Annotated in this window: 22 protein-coding genes; 6 read left to right on the top strand and 16 right to left on the bottom strand. The window is 72.6% G+C overall.

Annotated features, from left to right (window positions below; all coding sequences use genetic code 11):
• Positions 1 to 12: 12 nt before the first annotated feature.
• The gene (locus ACFPZN_RS33185) at positions 13 to 1,635 is read right to left on the bottom strand and encodes an aldo/keto reductase (RefSeq protein WP_378286248.1); all 1,623 of its coding nucleotides are present in this window, start codon (positions 1,633 to 1,635) and stop codon (positions 13 to 15) included.
• A gap of 137 nt (positions 1,636 to 1,772) precedes the next feature.
• Between ACFPZN_RS33185 and ACFPZN_RS33180 the strand changes: the two genes are divergently transcribed.
• Positions 1,773 to 3,032 (top strand): aromatic ring-hydroxylating oxygenase subunit alpha, encoded by a 1,260-nt coding sequence (locus tag ACFPZN_RS33180; RefSeq protein ID WP_378286247.1) that lies wholly within the window; start codon positions 1,773 to 1,775, stop codon positions 3,030 to 3,032.
• Between the two features lie 255 nt (positions 3,033 to 3,287).
• On the opposite strand, the gene ACFPZN_RS33175 is transcribed toward ACFPZN_RS33180, so the two are convergent.
• Together ACFPZN_RS33175 and sigJ are read right to left on the bottom strand one after the other, a co-directional pair.
• Positions 3,288 to 3,620 (bottom strand): frataxin domain-containing protein, encoded by a 333-nt coding sequence (locus ACFPZN_RS33175; protein WP_378286246.1) that lies wholly within the window; start codon positions 3,618 to 3,620, stop codon positions 3,288 to 3,290.
• 180 nt (positions 3,621 to 3,800) lie between these two features.
• Positions 3,801 to 4,688: an RNA polymerase sigma factor SigJ gene (gene sigJ / locus ACFPZN_RS33170; protein ID WP_378286245.1), complete on the bottom strand. Its 888-nt coding sequence runs from the start codon at positions 4,686 to 4,688 to the stop codon at positions 3,801 to 3,803.
• Between the two features lie 143 nt (positions 4,689 to 4,831).
• Here sigJ and ACFPZN_RS33165 point away from each other — a divergent pair, with 143 nt between their 5' ends.
• From ACFPZN_RS33165 to ACFPZN_RS33155, 3 genes are all read left to right on the top strand, one after another.
• Positions 4,832 to 5,980 carry a serine hydrolase domain-containing protein gene (locus ACFPZN_RS33165; protein WP_378286244.1) on the top strand — a complete coding sequence of 383 codons (1,149 nt, stop codon included), beginning with the start codon at positions 4,832 to 4,834 and terminating at the stop codon, positions 5,978 to 5,980.
• An 11-nt stretch (positions 5,981 to 5,991) separates the two neighbouring features.
• The gene (locus ACFPZN_RS33160; RefSeq protein WP_378286243.1) at positions 5,992 to 7,452 is read left to right on the top strand and encodes an MFS transporter; all 1,461 of its coding nucleotides are present in this window, start codon (positions 5,992 to 5,994) and stop codon (positions 7,450 to 7,452) included.
• A gap of 95 nt (positions 7,453 to 7,547) precedes the next feature.
• Positions 7,548 to 8,045: a carboxymuconolactone decarboxylase family protein gene (locus tag ACFPZN_RS33155; RefSeq protein ID WP_378286242.1), complete on the top strand. Its 498-nt coding sequence runs from the start codon at positions 7,548 to 7,550 to the stop codon at positions 8,043 to 8,045.
• Between the two features lie 70 nt (positions 8,046 to 8,115).
• On the opposite strand, the gene ACFPZN_RS33150 is transcribed toward ACFPZN_RS33155, so the two are convergent.
• From ACFPZN_RS33150 to ACFPZN_RS33135, 4 genes are read right to left on the bottom strand one after another with little or no spacing between them, the layout of a single operon-like run.
• Positions 8,116 to 9,264, bottom strand: coding sequence for a methyltransferase domain-containing protein (locus ACFPZN_RS33150; RefSeq protein ID WP_378286241.1), 1,149 nt, complete (start codon positions 9,262 to 9,264; stop codon positions 8,116 to 8,118).
• Complete coding sequence (locus ACFPZN_RS33145; RefSeq protein ID WP_378286240.1) at positions 9,261 to 9,386, bottom strand: hypothetical protein; 126 nt, start codon at positions 9,384 to 9,386, stop codon at positions 9,261 to 9,263. The genes ACFPZN_RS33150 and ACFPZN_RS33145 overlap by 4 nt, the downstream gene beginning before the upstream one ends.
• A 4-nt stretch (positions 9,387 to 9,390) precedes the next feature.
• Complete coding sequence (locus ACFPZN_RS33140) at positions 9,391 to 9,639, bottom strand: hypothetical protein (protein ID WP_378286239.1); 249 nt, start codon at positions 9,637 to 9,639, stop codon at positions 9,391 to 9,393.
• Positions 9,636 to 10,106 carry a hypothetical protein gene (locus tag ACFPZN_RS33135; protein WP_378286238.1) on the bottom strand — a complete coding sequence of 157 codons (471 nt, stop codon included), beginning with the start codon at positions 10,104 to 10,106 and terminating at the stop codon, positions 9,636 to 9,638. Before ACFPZN_RS33135 ends, ACFPZN_RS33140 begins: the two co-directional genes overlap by 4 nt.
• A 30-nt stretch (positions 10,107 to 10,136) precedes the next feature.
• Here ACFPZN_RS33135 and ACFPZN_RS33130 point away from each other — a divergent pair, with 30 nt between their 5' ends.
• Complete coding sequence (locus ACFPZN_RS33130; RefSeq protein ID WP_378286237.1) at positions 10,137 to 11,447, top strand: helix-turn-helix domain-containing protein; 1,311 nt, start codon at positions 10,137 to 10,139, stop codon at positions 11,445 to 11,447.
• On the opposite strand, the gene ACFPZN_RS33125 is transcribed toward ACFPZN_RS33130, so the two are convergent.
• From ACFPZN_RS33125 to ACFPZN_RS33085, 9 genes are all read right to left on the bottom strand, one after another.
• Positions 11,402 to 11,941: a GNAT family N-acetyltransferase gene (locus ACFPZN_RS33125; RefSeq protein ID WP_378286236.1), complete on the bottom strand. Its 540-nt coding sequence runs from the start codon at positions 11,939 to 11,941 to the stop codon at positions 11,402 to 11,404. The genes ACFPZN_RS33130 and ACFPZN_RS33125 overlap by 46 nt on opposite strands.
• 31 nt (positions 11,942 to 11,972) lie before the next feature.
• Positions 11,973 to 12,800 (bottom strand): class I SAM-dependent methyltransferase, encoded by an 828-nt coding sequence (locus ACFPZN_RS33120; RefSeq protein ID WP_378286235.1) that lies wholly within the window; start codon positions 12,798 to 12,800, stop codon positions 11,973 to 11,975.
• A gap of 89 nt (positions 12,801 to 12,889) precedes the next feature.
• On the bottom strand, positions 12,890 to 13,495 hold the full coding sequence (locus ACFPZN_RS33115; protein WP_378286234.1) for a response regulator transcription factor: 606 nt from the start codon (positions 13,493 to 13,495) through the stop codon (positions 12,890 to 12,892).
• Complete coding sequence (locus ACFPZN_RS33110; RefSeq protein ID WP_378286233.1) at positions 13,492 to 14,655, bottom strand: sensor histidine kinase; 1,164 nt, start codon at positions 14,653 to 14,655, stop codon at positions 13,492 to 13,494. Before ACFPZN_RS33110 ends, ACFPZN_RS33115 begins: the two co-directional genes overlap by 4 nt.
• A 30-nt stretch (positions 14,656 to 14,685) precedes the next feature.
• Entirely contained in the window at positions 14,686 to 15,540 is an 855-nt protein-coding gene (locus tag ACFPZN_RS33105; protein ID WP_378286232.1) for an ABC transporter permease, read from the bottom strand.
• Positions 15,540 to 16,469, bottom strand: a complete 930-nt coding sequence (locus ACFPZN_RS33100; RefSeq protein ID WP_378286231.1) for an ABC transporter ATP-binding protein — start codon at positions 16,467 to 16,469, stop codon at positions 15,540 to 15,542. The genes ACFPZN_RS33105 and ACFPZN_RS33100 overlap by 1 nt, the downstream gene beginning before the upstream one ends.
• Before the next feature lie 90 nt (positions 16,470 to 16,559).
• Positions 16,560 to 17,879, bottom strand: coding sequence for a cytosine deaminase (gene codA, locus ACFPZN_RS33095; protein WP_378286229.1), 1,320 nt, complete (start codon positions 17,877 to 17,879; stop codon positions 16,560 to 16,562).
• A gap of 5 nt (positions 17,880 to 17,884) precedes the next feature.
• A complete protein-coding gene (locus ACFPZN_RS33090; protein WP_378286228.1) occupies positions 17,885 to 19,189 on the bottom strand; it encodes a WD40 repeat domain-containing protein in 1,305 nt (434 codons plus the stop codon).
• Positions 19,190 to 19,210: 21 nt separating this feature from the next.
• Positions 19,211 to 20,614 carry an acyl-CoA synthetase gene (locus ACFPZN_RS33085; RefSeq protein WP_378286280.1) on the bottom strand — a complete coding sequence of 468 codons (1,404 nt, stop codon included), beginning with the start codon at positions 20,612 to 20,614 and terminating at the stop codon, positions 19,211 to 19,213.
• 111 nt (positions 20,615 to 20,725) lie between these two features.
• Between ACFPZN_RS33085 and ACFPZN_RS33080 the strand changes: the two genes are divergently transcribed.
• Complete coding sequence (locus ACFPZN_RS33080; protein ID WP_378286227.1) at positions 20,726 to 21,304, top strand: uridine kinase family protein; 579 nt, start codon at positions 20,726 to 20,728, stop codon at positions 21,302 to 21,304.
• The last annotated feature ends 1 nt before the right edge of the window (position 21,305 follow it).

Raw genomic sequence — 21,305 nt, 5'->3', positions numbered from 1 at the left:
GTCGGGGAAGTGTCATGTGCGGTCGGGGTATGCCCGCGGTTCCCGGCGTGTCGGCCGGGTGATGCTTTCCAGCCGGGCGGCGAGCTCGTCCGGGATTTCCATGCTCATCGCCGCCAGGGCGTCCTCCAGGTCGGGCAGGCCCTGGACGTCGACGAGTGTCGAGGCGACGGATCTGGTCCGCTGCCAGGCCAGGGCCAGTTGCGCCATCGAGCAGCCCAGGTCTGACGCCCCCTTCCTGAGGGCGGCGATGGCGCCCGGTTCGCCGGTGTTCAGGCTCGATGTCCCGGTGACAGAGACGTTCTCGCTGATGAGGCCCAAGCCTTCGTCTTCCAGGAGCGGAAGGTGTTCGTGTTCCAGACCGCGCGCGGTCGGACCGTAGGGGGCGTGCAGTGAGACGAATCGTGCTCCGGCGCGCCGGTCGCTGAGTGACAGCGCCTTCATGAGCCGGTACGCGGGAGTGCCCGACGCTCCGAGGTAGAGCACCTTTCCGGCGCGGACGAGGCCGTCCAGCGCGTCCATGGTCTCCTCCAGCGGGGCGTCCAGCGTGCCGAGGTGGACCTGGTAGAGGTCGATGTGGTCGGTCTGGAGGCGGCGCAGGCTGGCCTCGCAGGCGGCGCGGATGTGGCGGCGGCCGTTCGCGCCGTCGCCCCCGGATGCCGCGAGCCGCGTGGACAGGACGACGTCCGTACGCCTGCCCCGCAGGACCCGTCCGCAGGTCTCCTCGGAGACGGCATCGACCGCGGCGATGAGGGTGCCCCCGGCGTCGAGGTAGCGATGGGTCAGCCTGGCCGCCGTACGCTCGTCGCAGTCCGGTCGCGCCCGGAGGCCGAGCCGGGAGACGTACAGGCCGCTGCGGCCCACGCGGTTGCGCGCCAGCGGTTCGGGCGGCGTCCGAGTACGGTGACGGCTCTCTCCCGGCGCCGCGGGCGGCCTGTCCTCCGCGCCGCCCGTGACGCGCTGTGGTGGTTCCGTCGCCGCATGCCCGGGGGGTCGGCGGATGAGCAGCCCGTTGAGGAACAGGTCGATGGCATGCCGGAGGTGTCTCTCCTCGTCCTCGGGCGTGCGGTGGACGCCGTGGGCGGCGAGCCAGGCCGGCATGGCGCCGACCATCGCGAAGAACTGCTCGGCCGCGAGTTCGATGTCGCCGATGGTGATGGCGCCCGCGTCGTGGTGCCGCCGCAGCAGGTCCATGATCATCTGAATCCGCGGGGACCAGGAGACGGCCTGCGTGCTGGCGGCGAACTCGGGGAAGCGGTGCGCCTCCGCGATCGCCATCCGGTTCAGCCGGACCAGGTCCGGGTCGACGGAGCGCGCCAGGATGGCGCGGGCGATCACGGTCAGGGCGGCGGCGAGGTCGTCGGGCAGCGGTTCCAGCACCCGTTCGTGGCGTTCGTGGCGGGTCAGGGCCCACGCGCCGACGGCGATGAACAGCGCTCGCTTGTCGGCGTAGCGGCCGTACAGGGTGCTCTTGGTGATGCCCGCGGCCTGCGCCACCGCCTCCATGGTGGTGCCGTCGTAGCCGTGCTCCAGGAACGTGTCCACGGCGGCCCGCCGCAGCCGGTCGGTCAGCCGGGCGGCCTCCATCGAGGTGGGCCGCCCGGTACGCGGGCCTTCGCCGCTTGCAGTGGAAGTCACCCCGAAACCCTACGAGACCGTCTGGTTCCTATCAAGACGGTTTCGTCCGGTTAGCCGCCTCCCTTCCCTATAACCAGACGGAACCGTATGATTTCGTGGCATCGCACCCACGGCCCGAGCCGCTCGGAGGCAGACTGATGGCGCACTTCCCCAAGCCCGCCGAGGGCAGTTGGACGGAGCACTACCCGGAGCTGGGCACCGGGCCCGTCTCGTTCGAGGACTCGATCTCGCCCGAGCACTACGACCTGGAGCGCAAGGCGATCTTCGAACGGACCTGGCTGAACGTCGGCCGCGTGGAGCAGGTCCCCAGGAAGGGGAGTCACTTCACCAAGGAGATCCACGCGGCCCGCACGTCCCTGATCATCGTGCGCGGCGCCCAGGGGGAGGTGCGCGCGTTCCACAACGTCTGCCGGCACCGCGGCAACAAGCTGGTGTGGAACGACTACCCGCAGGAGGAGACACGCGGCACCGCCCGCCAGTTCACCTGCAAGTACCACGGCTGGCGCTACGGCCTCGACGGCGCCTGCACGTTCGTGCAGCAGGAGAAGGAGTTCTTCGATCTCGACACGTCGGAGTACGGGCTCGTGCCGGTGCGCTGCGAGGTGTGGGAAGGGTTCATCTTCGTCAACCTCGACGACGACGCCACGCCGCTGCGCGACTATCTCGGGCGCCTCGCCCAGGGCCTGGAAGGCTATCCGTTCGGTGAGATGACCGAGGTCTACCGGTACCGGTCCGAGGTCGGGAGCAACTGGAAGCTCTACATCGACGCCTTCGCCGAGTTCTACCACGCGCCCGTGCTGCACGCGAAGCAGTACGTGGGCGAGGAGTCGCGCAAGCTCATGGGGTACGGCTACGAGTCGCTGCACTACGACATCGACGGGCCGCACTCGATGCAGTCGGCGTGGGGCGGGATGGCGCCGCCCAAGGACCTGAACATCGTGAAGCCGATCGAGCGTGTGCTGCGCAGCGGCAACTTCGGCCCCTGGGACCGCCCCGACATCGCCGGCCTGGACCCGCTCCCGCCGGGCGTCAACCCCTCCGGCCACCCCGCCTGGGGCCTGGACTCCTACGTCTTCTTCCCCAACTTCATGATCGTGGTGTGGGCGCCGGGCTGGTACCTCACCTACCACTACTGGCCCACCGCCTACAACAAGCACATCTTCGAAGGCACCCTGTACTTCGTCCCGCCCAAGACCGCCGCCGACCGCCTGCGCCAGGAACTGGCCGCGGTCACCTTCAAGGAGTTCGGTCTCCAGGACTGCAACACCCTCGAGGCCACCCAGACCATGCTCGAATCCCGGGCGGTCACGCACTTCCCCCTCAACGACCAGGAAATCCTCATCCGGCACCTGCACAAGAGCGCGGCTGATCAAGTCGCCGCCTACCTGGACCACTAGAGGGCGGTGTTCTCCGTGGCGCGGTTGAAGCGCGCAGCGCCCCCCGACCTACGGGACTGCTGGACCGGCCCTGAGAACCCGCCAGACGCCCGTTCGTCCGCCGGCACCGGCGCTCGTCGTCACTCCTCCCCGGAGAACCGCTCCCAAGCGGATTGGCGGGTCATGCCGAGGGCCTCCCTGATCGGCGACCGCGGCGACGTGGGGAAACCAACCTTTCGCGCTCCCAGCCCTCACTTCCTCCGGGTGGCGACCCGGTCAGGGCGCCAAGGTCAAGGTCGTGCCGGTGAGCCGGCTGAGCAGATCCGAAAGGACGGCGTAGATCTCGGCGCCGTCGATCCTGGAAACCCAGCGGTCGCCGTCCAGAGAGAAGTTGTCGTCCAGGCGCCTTCCAGTGACGAACAGCCGCCCTTCGGCCGGCTGGACGTTGATGACCATGATCAGTTCACCCTCCCGGTAGAGGGAGAGGATCAGGTCGGGGATGCGGCTGCCCTCGATGGCGACGCCGACGTCGTCGGCCGCACGCTGGACGCTCCGCTCGATGCGAACCAGTTCCTGGACGGCCTTCTCGTTGCGCTCTGCGAAGTCCATCCTTGGATCCTCTCGCGAGCGGGATGGACGGCTCGGGAAGCCATCGGCCTGATCGACGACCGTTGGGTCAAGGTGAGCACCGAACTCGCCGGGATCTACGTCGATCACCCGGCTACCGCGAGGGGTGGCCACCCGCCACGACAGGACACCTGGTTCTCGCTCGGTTTACAGGGAGCGTGGTCATTTCTCCAGGCCGGCCAGGCCCAGGCGGGCGAGGCGGTCGGGGTCGGAAAGGATCTCGATCGCGGTGATCTTGTCGTCGGTGACGGTGAAGCTCATGACCGAGAACAGTTCGCCGTCGACGCTGTTGACGAACCCGGCCGCTCCGTTGACCAGCACGGGACGGCTGGTCGCCAGGGTCGCCATGCGCTGGAAGGTGCCGGCCTGGCCGGCCACCGCCTCGCGGCCGCGCAGAACCCGCATGCCGCCGGGCAGGGCCTTGCCGCCGTCGGCGCGCAGCACGACATCGGGGTCGAGGACGGCCACCAGAGCGTCGAGGTCGCCGCCGCGCGCGGCGGTGAGGAAGGCGTCGACGACACGGCGCTGGGCGACCGGGTCGGGATCGGGTTCGGGCGCGGTGCCCTGGACGCGCCGGCGGGCGCGGCTGGCCAGTTTGCGGGCCGCGACCGGGCTGCGGTCGATGATGGGGCCGATCTCCTCGAACGGCATGCCGAACATGTCGTGCAGGACGAAGGCCAGCCGTTCGGGCGGGGTCAGCGCTTCCAGCACCACCAGCAGCGCCAGCCCCACCGAGTCGGCGATCAACGCCTCGTGCTCGGGGCCGGCGGCCGGTTCGCTCACGATCGGGTCCGGCAGGCGGGCCTCCAGCGAGGTCTCGCCCCGTCGCGTGCGGGAGCGCAGCATGTCCAGGCAGACCCGGCCGACGACGGTGGTCAGCCAGCCGCCGAGGTTGCCGATCTCGCCGGCCTCGGAGCGGGCGAGCCGCAGCCACGCCTCCTGGACGGCGTCGTCGGCCTCGGTCAGGGAGCCGAGCATCCGGTAGGCCACCGCCTTGAGATGCGTGCGGTGCTCTTCGAATCGTTCGGCCAGGAAGTCGTGCCCGTCCATGATCGCCTCTCATCATCGCCCGCCGGCGCCGGCACTCGCGACACTGACGAACCCCACGCCGCCGATGTGACGCACGCATCCGGTCACCTTCACCGCGACCCGTTCGTCATGGCTGCGATCAACGACGAACGGAGCAGGAAACGATGAGCGGGTTCGAGATCCACGGGACGGTGGCGGACGGTTTCGAGGCGGTGCGCGAGGAGTTCGCCGCCGCGGTGGCGGCCGAGGACGGCGAGTCCGGAGCGCAACTGGCGGCGTACGTGGGCGGCCGCAAGGTGGTCGATCTGTGGGCCGGGGACGGAGTCACCGGCGACACCCTGACCGGTGTCTACTCCTCGACCAAGGGCGCTGCGACCCTCGTGGCGGCGCTTCTGGTGCAGGACGGCACCCTCGACCCGGATGAGCCCGTGGCCGTGCGCTGGCCGGAGTTCGCCGCCGCCGGCAAGGCCGGGATCACGTTGCGGGACGTGCTGTCGCACCGGTCCGGTGTGATCGGTGTCGACGGCGGGCTGACGGCGGCCGAGCTCGCCGATGACCGGATGATCGCGGAACGGCTGGCCGGGCAGCGTCCGTACTGGCGGCCGGGCACGGCCTACGGCTACGGCGGGTTCGTATCGTTCGCGATCGTCGGCGAGGTGATCCGCCGGGTCGCCGGCCGCTCCCTCCAAGAGATCTTCGAGGAGCGGGTCCGCGCACCTCACGGGCTGGAGGTCCACCTCGGGCTGCCGGAGTCGCTGGAGGACCGGTACCGGGAGGTGCTGCCGGGCCTGGCGAGCCCGGAGGCGCTCGCCGCGTTCTGGGCGAACGTCCCGGGCCCGCACAGCATCACCGGGATCGGCTACGGCCTCGACTCCACCCCTCCCCTGGACCAGGTCGCCTTCATCAACACCCGGCGGGTGCGGGCGCTCGGCCAGGCCTCCGCGGGCGGCGTGGGCAGCGCGCGGGGGCTGGCCGCCATGTACGCGGCGGCGGTCTCCGGGCTGGACGGCCGCGCCCCGCTGCTCAAGCCCGACACCCGCGACGAGTTCGCCATGCTCCACTCCACCGGCGGCGACCTGGTCGTCGGCCCGCAGGGCCAGTACGCGCTGGGATTCCAGGCCAAGGGGCTGCGCTACCCGTTCCTGAGCGCCCGGGCGTTCGGCCACGGGGGCTCGGCGGGCTCGGAAGCCTTCGCCGACCCCCGCAGCGGCATCGCCTTCGGCTACACCCGCCGCCGCTTCTCCTTCGACTGGTCCTACCCCGAACACGACCGGCTGGCCGCCGCCGCCCACCGCGCCGCCACCCTCTCCTGAGGAAACCCCTGATGACTTCGCAAACCCGAACCCGCCCCGAGGCCGAGAGGACCGGCCTCGCGCTGCTGGTGATCGCGGCCGCGCAGATGCTGATCGTGATGGACGGCACCATCGTCACCGTCGGGCTGCCCGTCATCGGCTCCGGCCTGGGCATCGCGCAGGCCGACCTCGACTGGGTCCTGACGTCCTATGCGCTGGCGTTCGGCGGGATGCTGCTGGCCGGCGGCCGCGCCGGTGACCTGTTCGGCCGCCGCCGCCTGTTCCGGGCCGGGCTGGTGGTGTTCCTGCTCGCCTCCCTGCTGGGCGGTGTCGCCCAGAACGGCGGGACGCTGATCGCCGCGCGCGTGCTGCAGGGGGTGGGCGGCGCCGTCATCGCCCCGGCCGCGCTGTCCCTGCTCGCGGACACCTTCCCCGCCGGCCCCCGGCGCAACAAGGCGCTGGGCGTGTACGGGGCGATGGGCGGCCTGGGCTCGGTGGTCGGCCTGCTGCTGGGCGGCGCGCTGACCGAGTACCTGGGCTGGCGATGGATCATGTTCATCAACGTCCCCATCGCGCTGGCGGTGCTGGCGGGCACGCTCGCCGTGGTCCCCGGCACCCGTGAACGCGGCGGAATCGACCTGCCCGGCGCGATCACCGTCACCCTCGCCCTCGGCTCCATGGTCTACGCGATCAACCGGGCCGGATCCGACGGCCTGGCCGACGGGCGGACCCTGGCCTTCGGCGCGATCGCACTGGTGCTGGGCCTGGCGTTCGCCGTCATCCAGCGCCGCGTCCGCGCCCCGATGCTCCCGTCCGGCGTGCTGGCCGACCGCGGCCGGCTCGGCGCCAACCTCGTCATGCTGCTGATGGGCGCGGGCCAGCTGGCGACCTTCTACTTCCTCACCCTCTACATGCAGACGATCAAGGACTATTCGCCCATGCTCACCGGGCTGGCCTATCTGCCGTTCGCGATCGGCATCGGCATCGGCTCCGGCGCCGTCGGCCCCCGGCTGCAGGCCCGCGCCTCCCCCCGCACCGTCCTGGCCGGCGGCATGGCGGTGGCCGCCGCCGCGATGGTCTGGTTCAGCATGCTCACCCCGGACCAGAACGCCCTGGCCGTCCTGCTACCCGCCCAGCTGGTCGCGGGCATCGGCCTGGGCATCGGGTTCGTGGCGGCCACGATCGGCGGCGTGCAGGACGTCGCCCCCGGGGCGTCGGGCATCGCCTCCGGGCTCATCAACACCAGCCAGCAGATCGGCGGCGCACTGGGCCTGGCCGCCCTGGCCGGCGTCGCCGTCAGCGCCACCGAGAGCCGGCCCGCCGGAACAGCACTCCCTGAGGCGCTCACCCACGGCTACACGGCCGGCCTGCTCGGCGCGGCCGCGTTCTACCTGGCCGCCGTCCTCACCGCCGTCCTGCTCATGCGGCCACGCCCCGGCCGGCGCGACCGGCCGTCGACCACGCCCGAGAAGGCGGCCGTCTCTCAGCGGTGACCCGACCGCGAACCGGTGCCGATCACCGGTCACATCCGGACCTTGCCGTCCGTCGGACAAGCGACGCGTCGCTGAAGATCGAAAGGAAACCCGTCATGACCGCCACCATCGAGAAGTCCGAGTCCCGGCTCCCCAACCCCGCCGTGCTCGTCCCCGAACTGGGCGAGATCGGCCAGGCGCTGTTCAAGGCCGTCGGGAACGGCTCGATCCCGCAGGCCACCATCAGCCTGGTGCAGCTGCGCGCGGGCCAGATCGTCGGCAGCACCTACCTGACCGTCCTGCACACCGGCAACCTCCGCAAGGCGGGAGAGACCGAGGAGCGCATCACCGCCGTGGCGTCCTGGAAGGACGCGCCGTACTTCACCGACGCCGAGCGGGCCGCGCTGGCGCTGGTGGAGGCCGTCCTCACCCCCGACCCGCACGGCGAGCGCGTCCCCGACGACCTGTACGCCCGGGCATCCCGGCACTACGACGACAAGGCGCTGGCCACACTCACCATGGCGATCGGCCAGGTCGGCTTCTTCACCCCCCTCGCCCTCATCGGCAAGCCGCTGCCGGGCGTGGCCCCCGCCCAGCAGTGGAGGAGCGAGTAGCACCCGGCCGGACCCGACGAACCGTCAACCGTACGGCGGCGCCGCGCGGCGCCGCCGTACGTGCCGAGGATCAGCCGGACGGGACGGGGTCGTCGGGCGAGTCGAGGTAGACGTACTGGCGGTCACGGGTGACCGCGAGGCCGAAGCGCCCGGTGACCGGGCGTCCCTTTTCCTCCCACCACCGGTAGGCGGCTTCGATCTCCGTCCACAGGGAGCGCGGCCCGTGCTGGCGTACCCGGTGCGTGGACGCGCCGTCGGTGACGTCGACACACGCCCAAGACGCACCGGCGAACGCCCAGAAGGTGAAATCGTCGCCGCCGTCGTCGGCGTCCACGAAACGCCTGCTGACATCGGGCAACCCCGCCCCGACCGCGAACGAGGCGTTGAGGTCGTCCCAGGCGACCGCGTCCGGATGCAAGGTCGTGGTCGACTCGGCCGCGCCCGCCAGGTCGGCCGGCGGCGCGGGGCGCGGGGCGCGCTGGGCGCGCAGCCACATGAACGCGACCGTATTGTCGACGAACCGGCCGTGCGCCACACCGTGCTCGTCAACCACCAGCCGGACCAGCGCGCCGTTGTCAAAGGCGGTTCCCCACGGGGTGAGGATGACACCGCCAAGTCGGGTCTGAGCCACCCACGAGTAGGGGACCTCCTGCACGGCCGCGGTAGCGATGACCCGGTCGTAGGGCGCGCCCGGAGCGTGGCCGTCCGCGCCGTCGCCGGTGACCACTGCGGGCGACACCCCCGCCTCCGCCAGCGCCTTGCGGGCCCGCTCGGCAAGCTCGGCGTCGACCTCGATCGTGGTGACGTTCTGTTCGCCGAGACGGGCGGCAAGCAGCGCGGCGTTCCAGCCGGTGCCCGTCCCGATCTCCAGGACACTCATCCCGGCCTCCACCTGAAGGCGGTCGAGCATCATGGCCACGATCGAGGGCTTGGAGATCGAACTGGTGATCCTCCGGCCTGCCCCGGTGTCGGGCGTGGCGCCGTCGTCGACCTGCGTGACGATCGCCTCATCGGCGTAGACGGCCGCCAGCCACGCCGCCGGATCCTCGTCGCGGCGGCGTGCGGTCAACACGCCGCCGTCGGCGTCGTCCCAGACGACACCGGGCACGAACAGGTGGCGGGGAGCGGCCAGGAACGCTCCGCGCCAGCGGTCCGGCAGCACACCGGCGGCCGAAAGCTCGTCGACCAGCCGCCGGTTCAGGGCCGTGTATTCGGTCACTTGCCCTTACCGCCCTTGCCGCCCTTGCCCTTGCCGCCCTTGGTGGGATCGACGAAGGTGCCCTGCTTGTCCTTGTCCCTGCTGCTGTCCCGCTCGTCTCCGCCCGTACCGTGCTTCCCCATGTTCCTACCTCTCCTTCGTGGATGAACAGCTCATCGGGTTCGTCCCAGCGGATGCGCCGACGGCCCGCACGCGGCGGGCCAGTTCGGCCGGGTCGGGCGCCTCCACCAGGCGGTGGTGGCCGAAGGCGTCGCGGGTCATCGCCCACCATTGGCCTGTGGAACGCCCCCACCAGGCCAGAACGCCCGGGAAGCGGCGGCCGAACTCGGCGGTGATGCGGGAGACCTCCGCAGGCGGCGGAACCATGGTGTTCACCGCCCGCCCTCCAGCGCGCGCCGGGCGAGGTTGCTGCGAATGATCAGGGCGGCGTCCACGATGTGGTTCGCCTCGGCGATCGGTTCGCCCCACGACGTCCAGAACCAGAGCCGTCCGCCGTCTTTGCGGCGCGGACCGCAGGTGATCGTGTCGGCCGCGTTGGCCGAGCAACATCCGGTGATATCCCGATTGATCACCTTGAGGCCGCGCTTGGTGCGTTCGACTTTGAGGCCCTGGCCGAGCAAGTATCCGGCCAGGGCCTCAAGCGGATCGGGATTCGTCGTAGCATCGGTCATAGGTCGGACCACTTTCCGGCCGAGGCCCCGGGTCCCCTGGTGTTCGCCCACCAGGCCGGGGCCGCTTTCCTTTTCACCGGCTATGCAAGCGGTCTCCGGGTTACCTTGGAAGACGTTGAGCGTTGTCAGCCCCGCGTTGTCCGCTGTCCCTCCGGCAAGAAATGCGGACACCGCCCCATTCAGGCGAAATGGTGGGTAGCAATGTCCTTCGGGGAAACCCTGCGCAGGCTGATCGCCGAGCGCGAGATCGGAGTTCGGGAACTGGCCAGGCGGGTTCCGTGCGACGCGGGACACCTGTCGAAGATCAGCCACGGCATCAAGAGACCGTCCGAGCAGCTCGCCTCACGCCTGGACGATCTTCTGGACGCCAACGGCGAACTCGTTGCCCTTTTCACAACAACATCGGACAATACTGGTCAAGCCACTGGCGCGGGTTCCGAGAAGACCCGTTTTCCCGACCGCGAGGAGGACGACGAAATGCAACGACGTCGGCTTTTGCAGTCTCTGATCACCCTCGGCGCCGCGTCCTCCCCGGCCGTCGAGGCGCTCCAGCACATCCGCGACGGCGTCGACCGCGCCATCGGACGCGACGAGGGCAGCCACCTGGACGACTGGGAAGAGACGGTCGCCGAGTACGGCTACAGCATCCTGCAGCTCCCGCCTCACCGGACCATCCCGGAACTGGCCGCCGATCTGGTGACGGTCCAGCGGGTGGCCTCCCGCCATGTGGGCGGGCGGCAGTACCCCGCGTGGTGCCGGGTGAACAGCAACCTCTCCATGCTCATGGCCAAGACGCTCGGCAGTGCCGGCCAGCCACGCCTGGCGCGTGACTGGTGGACCACCGCCGAGCACGCCGCCACCACCTCGGGCGACGCCGACCTGAGGGTCATGGTCACCGCCGAGCGCCTGATACAAGGCATGTACGAGGAGCGTCCGGCCGCCGTCATGCTGCGCAGGGCGGACGCGACCCTCGCCCGCGCGCCCCGCGCACCCGGTCGCGGAACCGCCCAGCTCCACACGGCCCGCACTCAACTGCTCGCCCTCCAGGGTGACGGCGCGGCGGCGGCAACCGCGCTGCGCACCGCTGAGGAGTACCTTCAGCAGCTCCCCGCCTCGGTGACCCGCAACAGCCCGTCGGTCTTCGCGTATGGCGAGGACCGCGTCCGCTACACCGAGGTATGGGCGCATGCCTACGTCGGCGGCAGCCTGGGCGAGCTGGAAGAGGCGGTGGAGCGCGCCCTGCACGCGCTACCCGACGACGAGCCTCCTCGGCGCCCCGCCCAGCTCCGCCTGCTGCATGCGGCCGGACTCGTGCGCGCCGGGGACGTCACCGAGGGCGTCAGGCACGCGCACGCCGTGTACGAGGCCCAGCCCGCCGACCAGCGGAGCACCATGGTGACCAGCCTGGCCAAGCAGGTGATGGAGGCCGTCCCGGAGGCTGGCCGCAAGCAGCCCGGCGTCGCCGCCTACGGCGAGCTGCTGGCTTCCGGTCCGCGCAGGTCGATGGCGTAGAGGTCGAACCACGGCTCGGTCTCGCCCTCTTGGCCGGGCACGCGGCCGACCTTCCTCCAGCCCCACCGCTGGTACATCTGCTGGTTCTCGTGCTCGTCCATCCCGGTCGCCAGCGTCGCGCGTTCTTCGGTTCGCCCTGTCAGCAACTCGTCCATGAGCCGACGGCCCAGGCCCCGGCCGCGGTACGCGCTGCGTACGGCCAGGTCGATCACGGCGAACGTCCGCTCCCCCGTCTCGGTGGTGAAGCCGTCCGGTGGGGGCGGCTCCAGGCCGTCCCACCAGGCGGAGCGGGTCAACGGCAGGCCGTAGACGAACCCGGCGAGGGCGCCCGCGTCCCGGGCCGTCACGGCCTCGAAGCCGCGGGCGGGGATCTGGTGACCCATCCGGGTCCGGTAGTCGTCGAGGTCGTATCGGGGGAACGCCTCGGCGTACACGCCTTCGATCTCGGCGAACCGCTCTTGCACCGCCGTACCGTCCAGGTGCTCCAGGTCCATCTCGCCATGAGAGCACACGGACCGCCGTCCGTCAGGCCGCGGCCGTTACCAGCCAGGCGGTGCCGGGAACCTGGACGCCGGTCGGGCCTGCGAAGGGGGTGAATGCCTGGGTCAGGGCTGTTCGGGCGGGTTCGGTCGCCTCCGGAGGCAGGTGATGGCGGACCGGGCCCCAGCCGCTGAGGAACTCGGCGGCGTCGGCGGGGTCGCGGCCCCAGAGTTGCGGGGCCTCTACGTGGGTCGCGGTGATGTTGCGGAAACCGGCTCTGGTCAGCAGCGCGTCGACGTGGGCCGGGTCGGCCAGGGATGTGGGGCCGGTGCGCGGCGGGCCGGTGACGGGGCCGGGGTGTGGGAGGAATGGCTTGAGGGCGTTCAGGACGGCGCCCAGGGCGGTGTCTGTGAGGTCGTCCATACACAGGAAGGCGAGTCTGCCGTTGCCGGTCAGGGCGCGGTGGACGTTGGTGAAGGCCGCGACCGGGTCGGCGAAGAACATGATGCCGAAGCGGCTGATCGCCACGTCGTAGGCGCCGTCGGGGAAGGGGTGGACCTGGGCGTCGCCCTGGTGGAAGGTCACGTTCGGTACGTCTTCCTGCTCGGCGCACGCGCGTGCTCGGGCGAGCATCGGGGCGGACAGGTCGACGCCGGTCGCCCGGCGGCCACGGCGGGCGGCGAGCCTGGTGACCTGGCCGTTGCCGCAGCCGATGTCGAGCACGCGGTCGCGGTCGCCGATCGCGGCCGCCTCCAGCAGCCGGTCGTTGAAGGCGCCGTTGAGGGTGTCGTAGCGGTCGTGGCGGGCGGCCCAGTGCTCGCCCTCGTACCCGTTCCAGGCGGCGGACTGGTCCACGTTGACGATCTCGGTCATGCCCGGCTCCTATATGAACATCGGTTCATGAACATGGGTTCATAATGACGGGCGTGGCTTCGTCCGTCAATGTCCGAAGGAGTACGGGGTCAGACCCAGCCCATTTCCCGGGCGGTGTGGACGGCGGCGACCCGGTTCGGCTCGCCCAGCTTGGCCATGGCGGAGGACAGGTAATTGCGGACGGTGCCCTCCGACAGGTGGAGGAGGGCGGCGATCCGGGCGGTCTCGGTACCGGCTCCGATGAGGCGGAGGATCTCGCGCTCGCGGGCGGTCAGCGGGTTGTCGCCCGCGGCCATGGCGCTGGCGGCCAGTTCGGCGTCCAGGTAGCGGCCGCCCGCGTGGACCTTGCGGATGGCGGCGGCCAGCTCCTCGGTGGGGGCGTCCTTGGCGACGAAGCCGCGGACGCCGGCGGCCATGGCGCGGCGCAGGTAGCCGGGGCGGCCGAAGCTGGTGAGGATGCAGACCGCGCAGCGGGCACCGGACTCGCTCAGCCGCTCGGCGACCGTCAGGCCGTCCGCGCCGGGCATGTCGATGTCCAGGACGGCCACGTCCGGCGCGTGCTCGGCGACCGCGGGCGCCACCTCGTCGCCGCGGCCCACCTCGGCGACCACCTCCAGGTCGGGCTCCAGGCCGAGCAGGGCGGCCACGGCGCCGCGGATGAGGTGCTCGTCGTCGGCGAGCAGGACGCGGATCATGGCTCCCCGATCGGGACGACCGCGCGGAGCAGGAACCCGTCGCGGTCGCGGTGCCCGGCGGTCAGGGTGCCGCCCAGCACCTCGACCCGCTCGGCCAGCCCGGCCAGGCCCGAGCCGGGCGCGCGGCGGGACGGGCGGGCGCCGTCGTTGCTCATCTCCAGCACCACGGAGTCACCATACGGCGCGATCGTGACGGCGCAGCGCCCCGCCTCGCTGTGCTTGATCACGTTGGTGGCGCCCTCGCGGATCACCCACGCCAGGACGGAGCGGACCTCCGGCGGCAGGTCGGCGGGCGGGTCGCCGATCTCGCAGCGCACGCCCGCGGCCTCCAGCACCGCCCGCACCCCGGCCAGTTCGGCGTCCAGCTCGACGGCGCGGTAGCCGCGGACGGCGGCGCGGACCTCCCGCAGCGCCTCGCGGGCCGCGTGCCGCACGTCGGCCATCTCGTCGCGGGCGCGGGCGGGGTCGGCCTCGGCCATCCGCATGGCCAGCTCGCTCTTCACCGCGATCAGCGACAGGCTGTGCCCGAGGAGGTCGTGCAGGTCGCGGGAGAAGCGCAGCCGCTCCTCGGTGACCGCCAGCCGGGCCTGGGCCTCCCGGGCGGCGTCGGCCTCCTGGTGGAGATCCCACATCCGCTGGTAGTAGCGGTTGACGTAGAACGTGCCCCAGAACAGGGCGGCGAAGAGGGCGAACAGGAAGAACGGCCGGTACCAGTGCCACTCCCCGTACAGCGAGGCGATGAGCGCCGCGACCGCCGCGCTGCCCAGGCAGAACGCGATCTTGCGGGAGCGGCCGCGCACCCACAGCGTGACGGTCGACACCCAGAAGACCGGCACCAGGCACCACATCGGATGGGTGATCATCATCAGGCTGAGCAGGAACGTCACCGCACCGCCGGCGACGAGGTCGCGGTTCGGCAGCCGCCCGGCCAGGCCCAGCCTGACCACCCTGGCGTAGTGCCAGATGAACACCGCCGTCCCGCCCGCGGCGGCGACCGTGAGCGGGAGGCCGATGTCGTCGTAGGACTGGCTCAGCGCCATCCCCGCGGGGATGAGCACGCCGACCACGGTGAGCAGGAACGTGCGGTAGATGATGCGGCGGTAGCTCTCCAGCCGTCCGGCCGCGCGCTCTTCCAGTTCGGCGGTCGTCGCCGCTCCCATCCGGCCCCCCTTCCGTCGTACGGTACCGGCTCAGGAGTGCCGGGGTTCCCAGCGGAACCAGCGGGCCGCCAGCATCCGGCCGATCGCCGCCCAGGCCAGCAGGATCGCGAACGGCCGCAGGCAGGCCCGCCAGGCCTCGGCGAAGCCCAGGTCGGGGTGGGCGGCGCCGTACACGGTGAAGTCCTGGCCGAAGTAGGCGGTGCGGACGATCTCGACGACCGGGGTCAGCGGCAGCAGCCGGCACGCCTCCAGCACCGCCTCGGGAGCGTCGTCCAGCGGCACCATCACCCCGGCGCCGGCCATGCAGCCGAACAGGACCGGCAGGACGGTCAGCTGGGCGAGTTCGGCGGTCGGGGTGAGCCCGGAGACCGCGAACGCCAGCAGCGCGAAGATCACCGCCCCGGCCGCCAGCCCGGCCAGGAGCAGCAGCGGGTCGGCCGGGAACGCGCCGTCCAGCGCGGTGACCAGGAGCGCCAGCAGCAGGACGGCCTGGACGAGGTACATCCCGGCGGCGGTGAGGACGCTGCCGCCGAGGATCTCCACGTCGCTCAGCGCGGTGCCGCGCAGCCGCTTGAGGGTGAGGTCCTCGCGCCGGGCGGTGAAGACGCTCGTCAGGTGCATGAACACCACGAGGATCAGGAAGAAGCCGAGATGGCCGGTGCCCTGGAAGACGGCGCCGTCGATCCCGCCGATGTCCTGGCCGCGCGCGGGCAGCAGCAGGCCCGCGAACAGCAGCGGCATGCCGATGACGGTGAACAGCGCGGTCCGGTTGCGCCACAGGAGGGTGGCGTCGAGCCGGGCGATCCGCAGCAGGTTTCCGGGACGGACCGGGCCGGCGCTCCGGAGCGTGGCGGCGTCCCGGGGCATTCCGGTGAGCAGGTTCATCACGCGGCCTTCCCTTCGGCGGTGCGCAGGAACACGTCTTCGAGCGAGGCGCTGCGGGCCTGGAGGCCCTCCAGGACGAGGGCGTGGCCGTCCGCCCAGCGCAGCAGCTCGTGCAGGGCGGGCTGGAGGCCGCCGGGCCCGATGCCGTAGGCGGCGACGGTCCGCCCGGAGTCGACGGAGATCGCGGCGGCCGCGCCGCCCAGCACGGGCAGGTCGGCGACCTGGAGCCGGTCGGGCACCGCGAAGCTGATCCGGTCGCCGTGGCCCGCGACGACCTCGGCGACGGTGCCGGTGACCTCGATCCGGCCGCGGTGCATGATCGCCAGCCGGTCGGCGAGGTGCTCGGCCTCCTCCAGGTAGTGGGTGGTGAGGACGACGGTGGTGCCGCCGGCGACCACGTCCCGCACGGTCCGCCAGGTGGCGCGGCGGGCCTCGGGGTCCATGCCGGTGGTCGGCTCGTCCAGGAAGAGCACGCGGGGGCGGCCGAGGAGGGCCAGGGCCAGGTCGAGGCGGCGTTTCTGGCCGCCCGACAGCTGCCGCGTGCGCACCTTGGCCTTGGCGCGCAGGCCGGCGAGGTCGAGGGCCTCGTCGCGGGGCCGTGCTCCGGGGGTGAAGCCGCGCCAGTGGTCGACGGTCTCGGCGACGGTGAGGTCGGCGAAGAACCCGGCCTCCTGGAGCATGATGCCCAGGTGCGGCCGGACGGCGCGGCGGTCGCGGTGCGGGTCGCGTCCCAGCACCCGGACCGTTCCGGCGTGCGCCGGGGTGAAGCCTTCGAGGGTCTCCAGCGTGGTGGTCTTGCCGGCGCCGTTGGTGCCGAGGAGGGCGTACAGCTCGCCCTCCCCGACCTCGAACGAGATGCCCGCGACGGCCTCGAAGTCGCCGTAGCGGCGGCGCAGGCCGTCGACGTGGATCGGGGGGTCGTTGTGCATGTGTCCAGGGTCGCGGGCGCGGTCCCGGCCGGGTAGAAGCCGCTGTCACCGGTCGGGGACGCGCCTGTCAGGCGGACGGCATGACACCTGTCACGTCGTGCGGTCGCCGGGGCGGCGGAAGTCGACCTCCTCGGGGTCGCGGCCGGGCCAGCGCAGCAGGGTCGGCGCGGGCGGGGTCTCGGCGACGATCCGGCCGCGCGCGACGACGTGCGAGGGGCGGGTCTGGCGGCGGACGGCGTCGTACGGCGACTCGGCGGGCAGCACCACCAGGTTCGCCGGGCGGCCCTCCGCCAGGCCGTACCCGTCGCCGAGCCGCAGCACCCGGGCGGCCCGCTCGGTGACCATCGCGAACGCCTCGTCGATCTCGGCGGGCCCGGTGAGCTGGGCCGCGGCGATCCCGGTCAGGGCGACCTGGAGCGGGAAGGCCGTGCCGAGCGGGAACCACGGGTCCATGACGTCGTCGTGCCCGAACGCGACGTTCACCCCGGCGCCCAGCATCTCCTTGACCTGGGTGACGCCGCGCCGCCTGGGGTAGCCGTCGAACCGGCCCTGCAGGCACAGGTTGGCCATCGGGTTGCAGACCAGGTTGATCCCGGCGCGTGCCAGGATCCGCTGGAGCTTGTACGAGTAGGCCCCGTTGTAGGAGCCCATCGCCGTCGTGTGCGAGGCGGTCGCCCGGTCCCGCAGGCCGCCGCGCCGGGCCAGCGTCGCCAGCACCTCCACGAACCGGGACTGCTCGTCGTCGATCTCGTCGCAGTGCGCGTCCAGCAGCAGCCCGTGCCGCTGCGCGACGTCGAAGGCGATCTCCAGCGAGCGGACCCCGTCCTCGCGGGTGTCCTCGAAGTGCGGGATGGCGCCGATCGCGTCGACGCCGCGCCGGGCGGCCTCCTCCAGCAGCTCCGCGCCGTCGGCGAAGGAGACGATCCCCTCCTGCGGGAACGCGACGAGCTGCAGCGTGATCACGTCGGCGACCCGCTCGCGGACCTCCAGCATCGCGTCCAGGGCCACCAGGCCCGGATCGGTGACGTCGACGTGGCTGCGCACGTGCAGCACGCCGTTGGCCGCGTACCAGCGGAGCACCTCGGTAGCGCGGGCGATCACGTCGTCGCGGGTGAGGGTGCGCTTGCGCTCGCTCCAGACGGCGATGCCCTCCCACAGCGAGCCCGAGGCGTTCCAGCGCGGCTCCCCCGCGGTGAGGGCGGTGTCGAGGTGGACGTGCGGCTCGACGAACGGCGGGCTCACCAGCGCGCCCGCCGCGTCCAGGAGGACGCCGCCGGCGCCCAGGCCGGCCGGCAGGATCCGGCCGAGGCGCGCGCCGTCGATCTCGATGTCGTGCAGGCCGTCCCGGCCGGGCAGCCGGGCGTTGCGCAGCAGGTCCAAGGCGCTCTCCTCCGGGTCCGCGATCTTCACCCAGCCTACGGGCGGGTCCGCCACCGGACGAGGGCGTCGTCGCGCAGCGCGGCGAGTTCGGCGGCGCCGGGGTGGTGGCGCTCGGGGACGAAGCCGGGGACCGCGCCGGTGCGCTCCCCGGTGAAGGGGTCCCAGATCTCCAGCCCGTCCGCGCCGGCGGAGTAGAGGCGGCGGTCGTCGGCCAGGAGCGGGCGGCGCGGCCCGGCGAACCGGGTCACCTCCGCCCCGGTCCCGGCGTCGAAGATCTGCACGCCGTCGAGCAGGTAGAGGTCGTCCCGGCCGATGCCGGAGAGGGCCACCAGGGTGTCGGAGACCCAGCACATGGGCTCGTTCCAGGAGTAGTCGCGCCAGCACAGCCGCTGCCGGGACGGCCCGTCCTCCGACTCCCAGGGGTTGCCGTCCAGCCAGCGGCGCAGGTCCCACACCGCGGGCACGCCGACCGGGGCCCAGACCCAGCCGTCGTCGGCGATCCAGCGGCCGTCCGGGGAGACGTGCAGGGCGCCGTGGAAGTAGTCCAGGTGGTGCTCGGGGAACCGCTCGCCCTCCTTGGCCTCGGGGTGCTCGCGCCGGGTGAGGAGGGCCCCGGTGGCGGGGTCGGAGACGTCGAGGCGGTTCCAGTCGGTGCGGTGGACCACGACCTCCCGTCCCTGGTGCTCGGCGAACGCGAGCGAGAACGGCACGTGCTCGGTCCGGTGGTCGCCGCCGTTCAGGGTCATCATCACCTGCCCCGAACGCAGGTCGACCAGCGTCCCGCCGGTGCCGCGGTCGTGGACGACCGCCGCGAACCGGCCGCTGGGCGACACGTGCAGGCGGAGGCGGGGGCGCCGGTCCGGCTGCCTGTCCTCGCCCTTCTCCCTGCGCAGCGGAACCCTGGTCAGGGCCTCGTGCTCGCCGGACGCGGCGTCGAAGCGCACCAGGCGCCTGCGTTCGGTGAGGAACAGCCACACCGGGCCGCTCTCCCCCGCGATCGCCGCCCAGTCGAGCGGGTCGCGCAGGGCGCGCGGCAGCGGCGTGACGGTCAGCGCCGGATCGACGGGCTCGGGGCGCTCCAGGATCTCCGGCTCGCCGCGCCAGCCGACCATGCTGCGGTTGTCCTCGTCGGCGACCCGCTCCGCGCAGCCCTCGCACACCTGGATCAGCTCCGGGTCGCCGCCGGCCTGGTCGCAGTCCTCGCAGGCCATGTCGTACTCCAGGCCGCGGCCGGTGAGGAGCCGCACGTGGTCGACCTCGTCGCCGTCGGGGCCCAGCAGGTGCCGGCACATCCGGCTGGTGCTCGCGTAGGCCACGTGCCCGCACGGCAGAACGTCCATCGTCGCTCTCCCCAGCCCTGCTCAGCCGCCGAGGCGGGTCTTGACGACCTTGCCCATGGCGTTGCGCGGCAGGGCCTCCACCAGGTGGACGGTCCGGGGCCGCTTGTGCGCCGAGAGCCGCTCGGCGACGAAGTCGATCAGCGTGCGCTCGTCGGCCCCCGTCCCGGCGACCACGTAGGCGGTGACCTGCTCGCCGAGGTCGGGATGCGGGGTGCCGACCACGGCGGCCTCGCGGACGGCGGGATGGGCCAGCAGCGCGTTCTCCACCTCGCCCGCGCCGATCCGGTAGCCGCCGCTCTTGATGAGATCGGTGGACGCGCGGCCGACGATCCGGTGCCAGCCGTCCGGGCCGATCGTGGCGATGTCGCCGGTCCGGAACCACCCGTCGGCGGTGAACGACGCGGCGGTGGCCTCCGGGCGGTTCAGGTAGCCGCCGAACAGCATCGGGGCGCGCAGCTGCAGCTCGCCCGGCGTCTCGCCGTCGGCCGGGACGGGACCGCCGTCCTCGGCCGCCAGCCGGGTCTCCACGCCGGGCAGCGGGAGGCCCACGTACCCGGGCCGCCGTTCGCCGCCCGCGCGCGCGCTCACCGTGATCAGGGTCTCGGTCATCCCGTACCGCTCGACGGGGCGGTGGCCGGTGAGGTCGGCGAGGCGTTCGAACACCGGGACTGGCAGCGGGGCACTGCCCGAGACGAGCAACCGGGCCCCGCGCAGCGCGCGCGCCGCCTCGGGCTCCGCGCAGACCCGCGACCACACCGTCGGGACACCGAAGAACAGCGAACCGCCGTCGGCCTGCGCGGCCGCCGCGTACGCCTCCGCCTTGGGACGACCCGTGTGCACGAGGGGCGACCCCACGCGCAGCGCGCCGAGCACCCCGAGCACCAGCCCGTGCACGTGGAACAGCGGCAGCCCGTGGACGAGTACGTCGTCGGGCGTCCACTCCCACGCCGCGGCCAGCGCGTCCAAGCCCGCGGCGATCGCCGAGCGTGAAACGAGCACGCCCTTGGGCGCGCCCGTCGTACCGCTGGTGTAGAGGATCAGCGCGGTCGCGTCCCCGGGCGCCTCGTCCTTGACCGGGCCGCCGCGGCCCAGCTCGTCGACGGGCACCAGCGGCGGCTCGCCCTTCACCGGCTCGTACGCGCCGCGCGCGGCCAGCAGCAGGCCCGCACCCGAGTCGCCCAGGATGTGCGCGCGCTCGTCGGGCCCGGAGTCGGGCGGCAGCGGCACCACCGGCACCCCGGCCAGCAGCCCGCCGACCACCGCGACCACGGTCTCCACGCTCGCCGTGGCGTGCACCGCGACGGCCCCGGCGCCCGCGATCTCCGCGGCGACCCCGGCGGCCCGCTCCAGCAGCTCGGCGCGGGCCAGCCCGCGCTCCCCCACCCTGATCGACTGGTCCTCGCGCGGCCCGTCCGCACCCAGCAGGTCCCTCACGCGTCCCCCTCGTCCGGCCACGCTGACATTGTCCTCTCCGGGAACGCCCGGCCCGGTCACGCCGTTTCCTCCGGCAGTATGCCTTTCGTGCCAGAGCCGAGCATGACGTATCCAGGACTGGCCACGCGCCTGCTCGCGCGGCCTCCGTCCTGCGGGCCCGTCCGGGTGGCCGCCGTGGACGGGCCCAGCGGCGCGGGCAAGTCCACCTTCGCGACGCTGCTGGCCGCCGCCCTGGAGGACGCGGGCACCCCGGCGCCGCTCGTGCGGTCCGACGACTTCCGGGTGCCGTGGGACGCCGACCCGCTCACCTGGTGGGCGCCCCTCACCGAGGCCGTCCTGGCGCCCCTGGCCGCCGGACGGCCCGGCACGCTGCGCCGCTACGACTGGCACCGGGACGCCTACGGCCCCGAGGAGGAGATCCCGCCCGCGCCCGTCCTGATCGTCGAGGGCGTGGGGGCCGCCTGGCGGGAGTCGCCCGCCGCGTACCGGATCTGGATCGACGCCCCGCGCGCCCTGCGCCGCGCCCGCGTCCTGGAACGCGACGGCGCCGAGTACGCCGCCGCCTGGGACGCCTGGTCCGCCCGCGAGCACCGCCACTTCACCGCCGACGGCACCCTCGCCCGCGCCGACCTGCGCGTGGACGGCGCCTCCGTCAAGGCCCGCGTCCTCACGGGAGGCTGAC

It is taken from the genome of Actinomadura rugatobispora, from assembly GCF_042656285.1.
GTDB classification, from domain to species: domain Bacteria; phylum Actinomycetota; class Actinomycetes; order Streptosporangiales; family Streptosporangiaceae; genus Spirillospora; species Spirillospora rugatobispora.
This window is presented reverse-complemented; position numbering and strand designations above follow the sequence as displayed.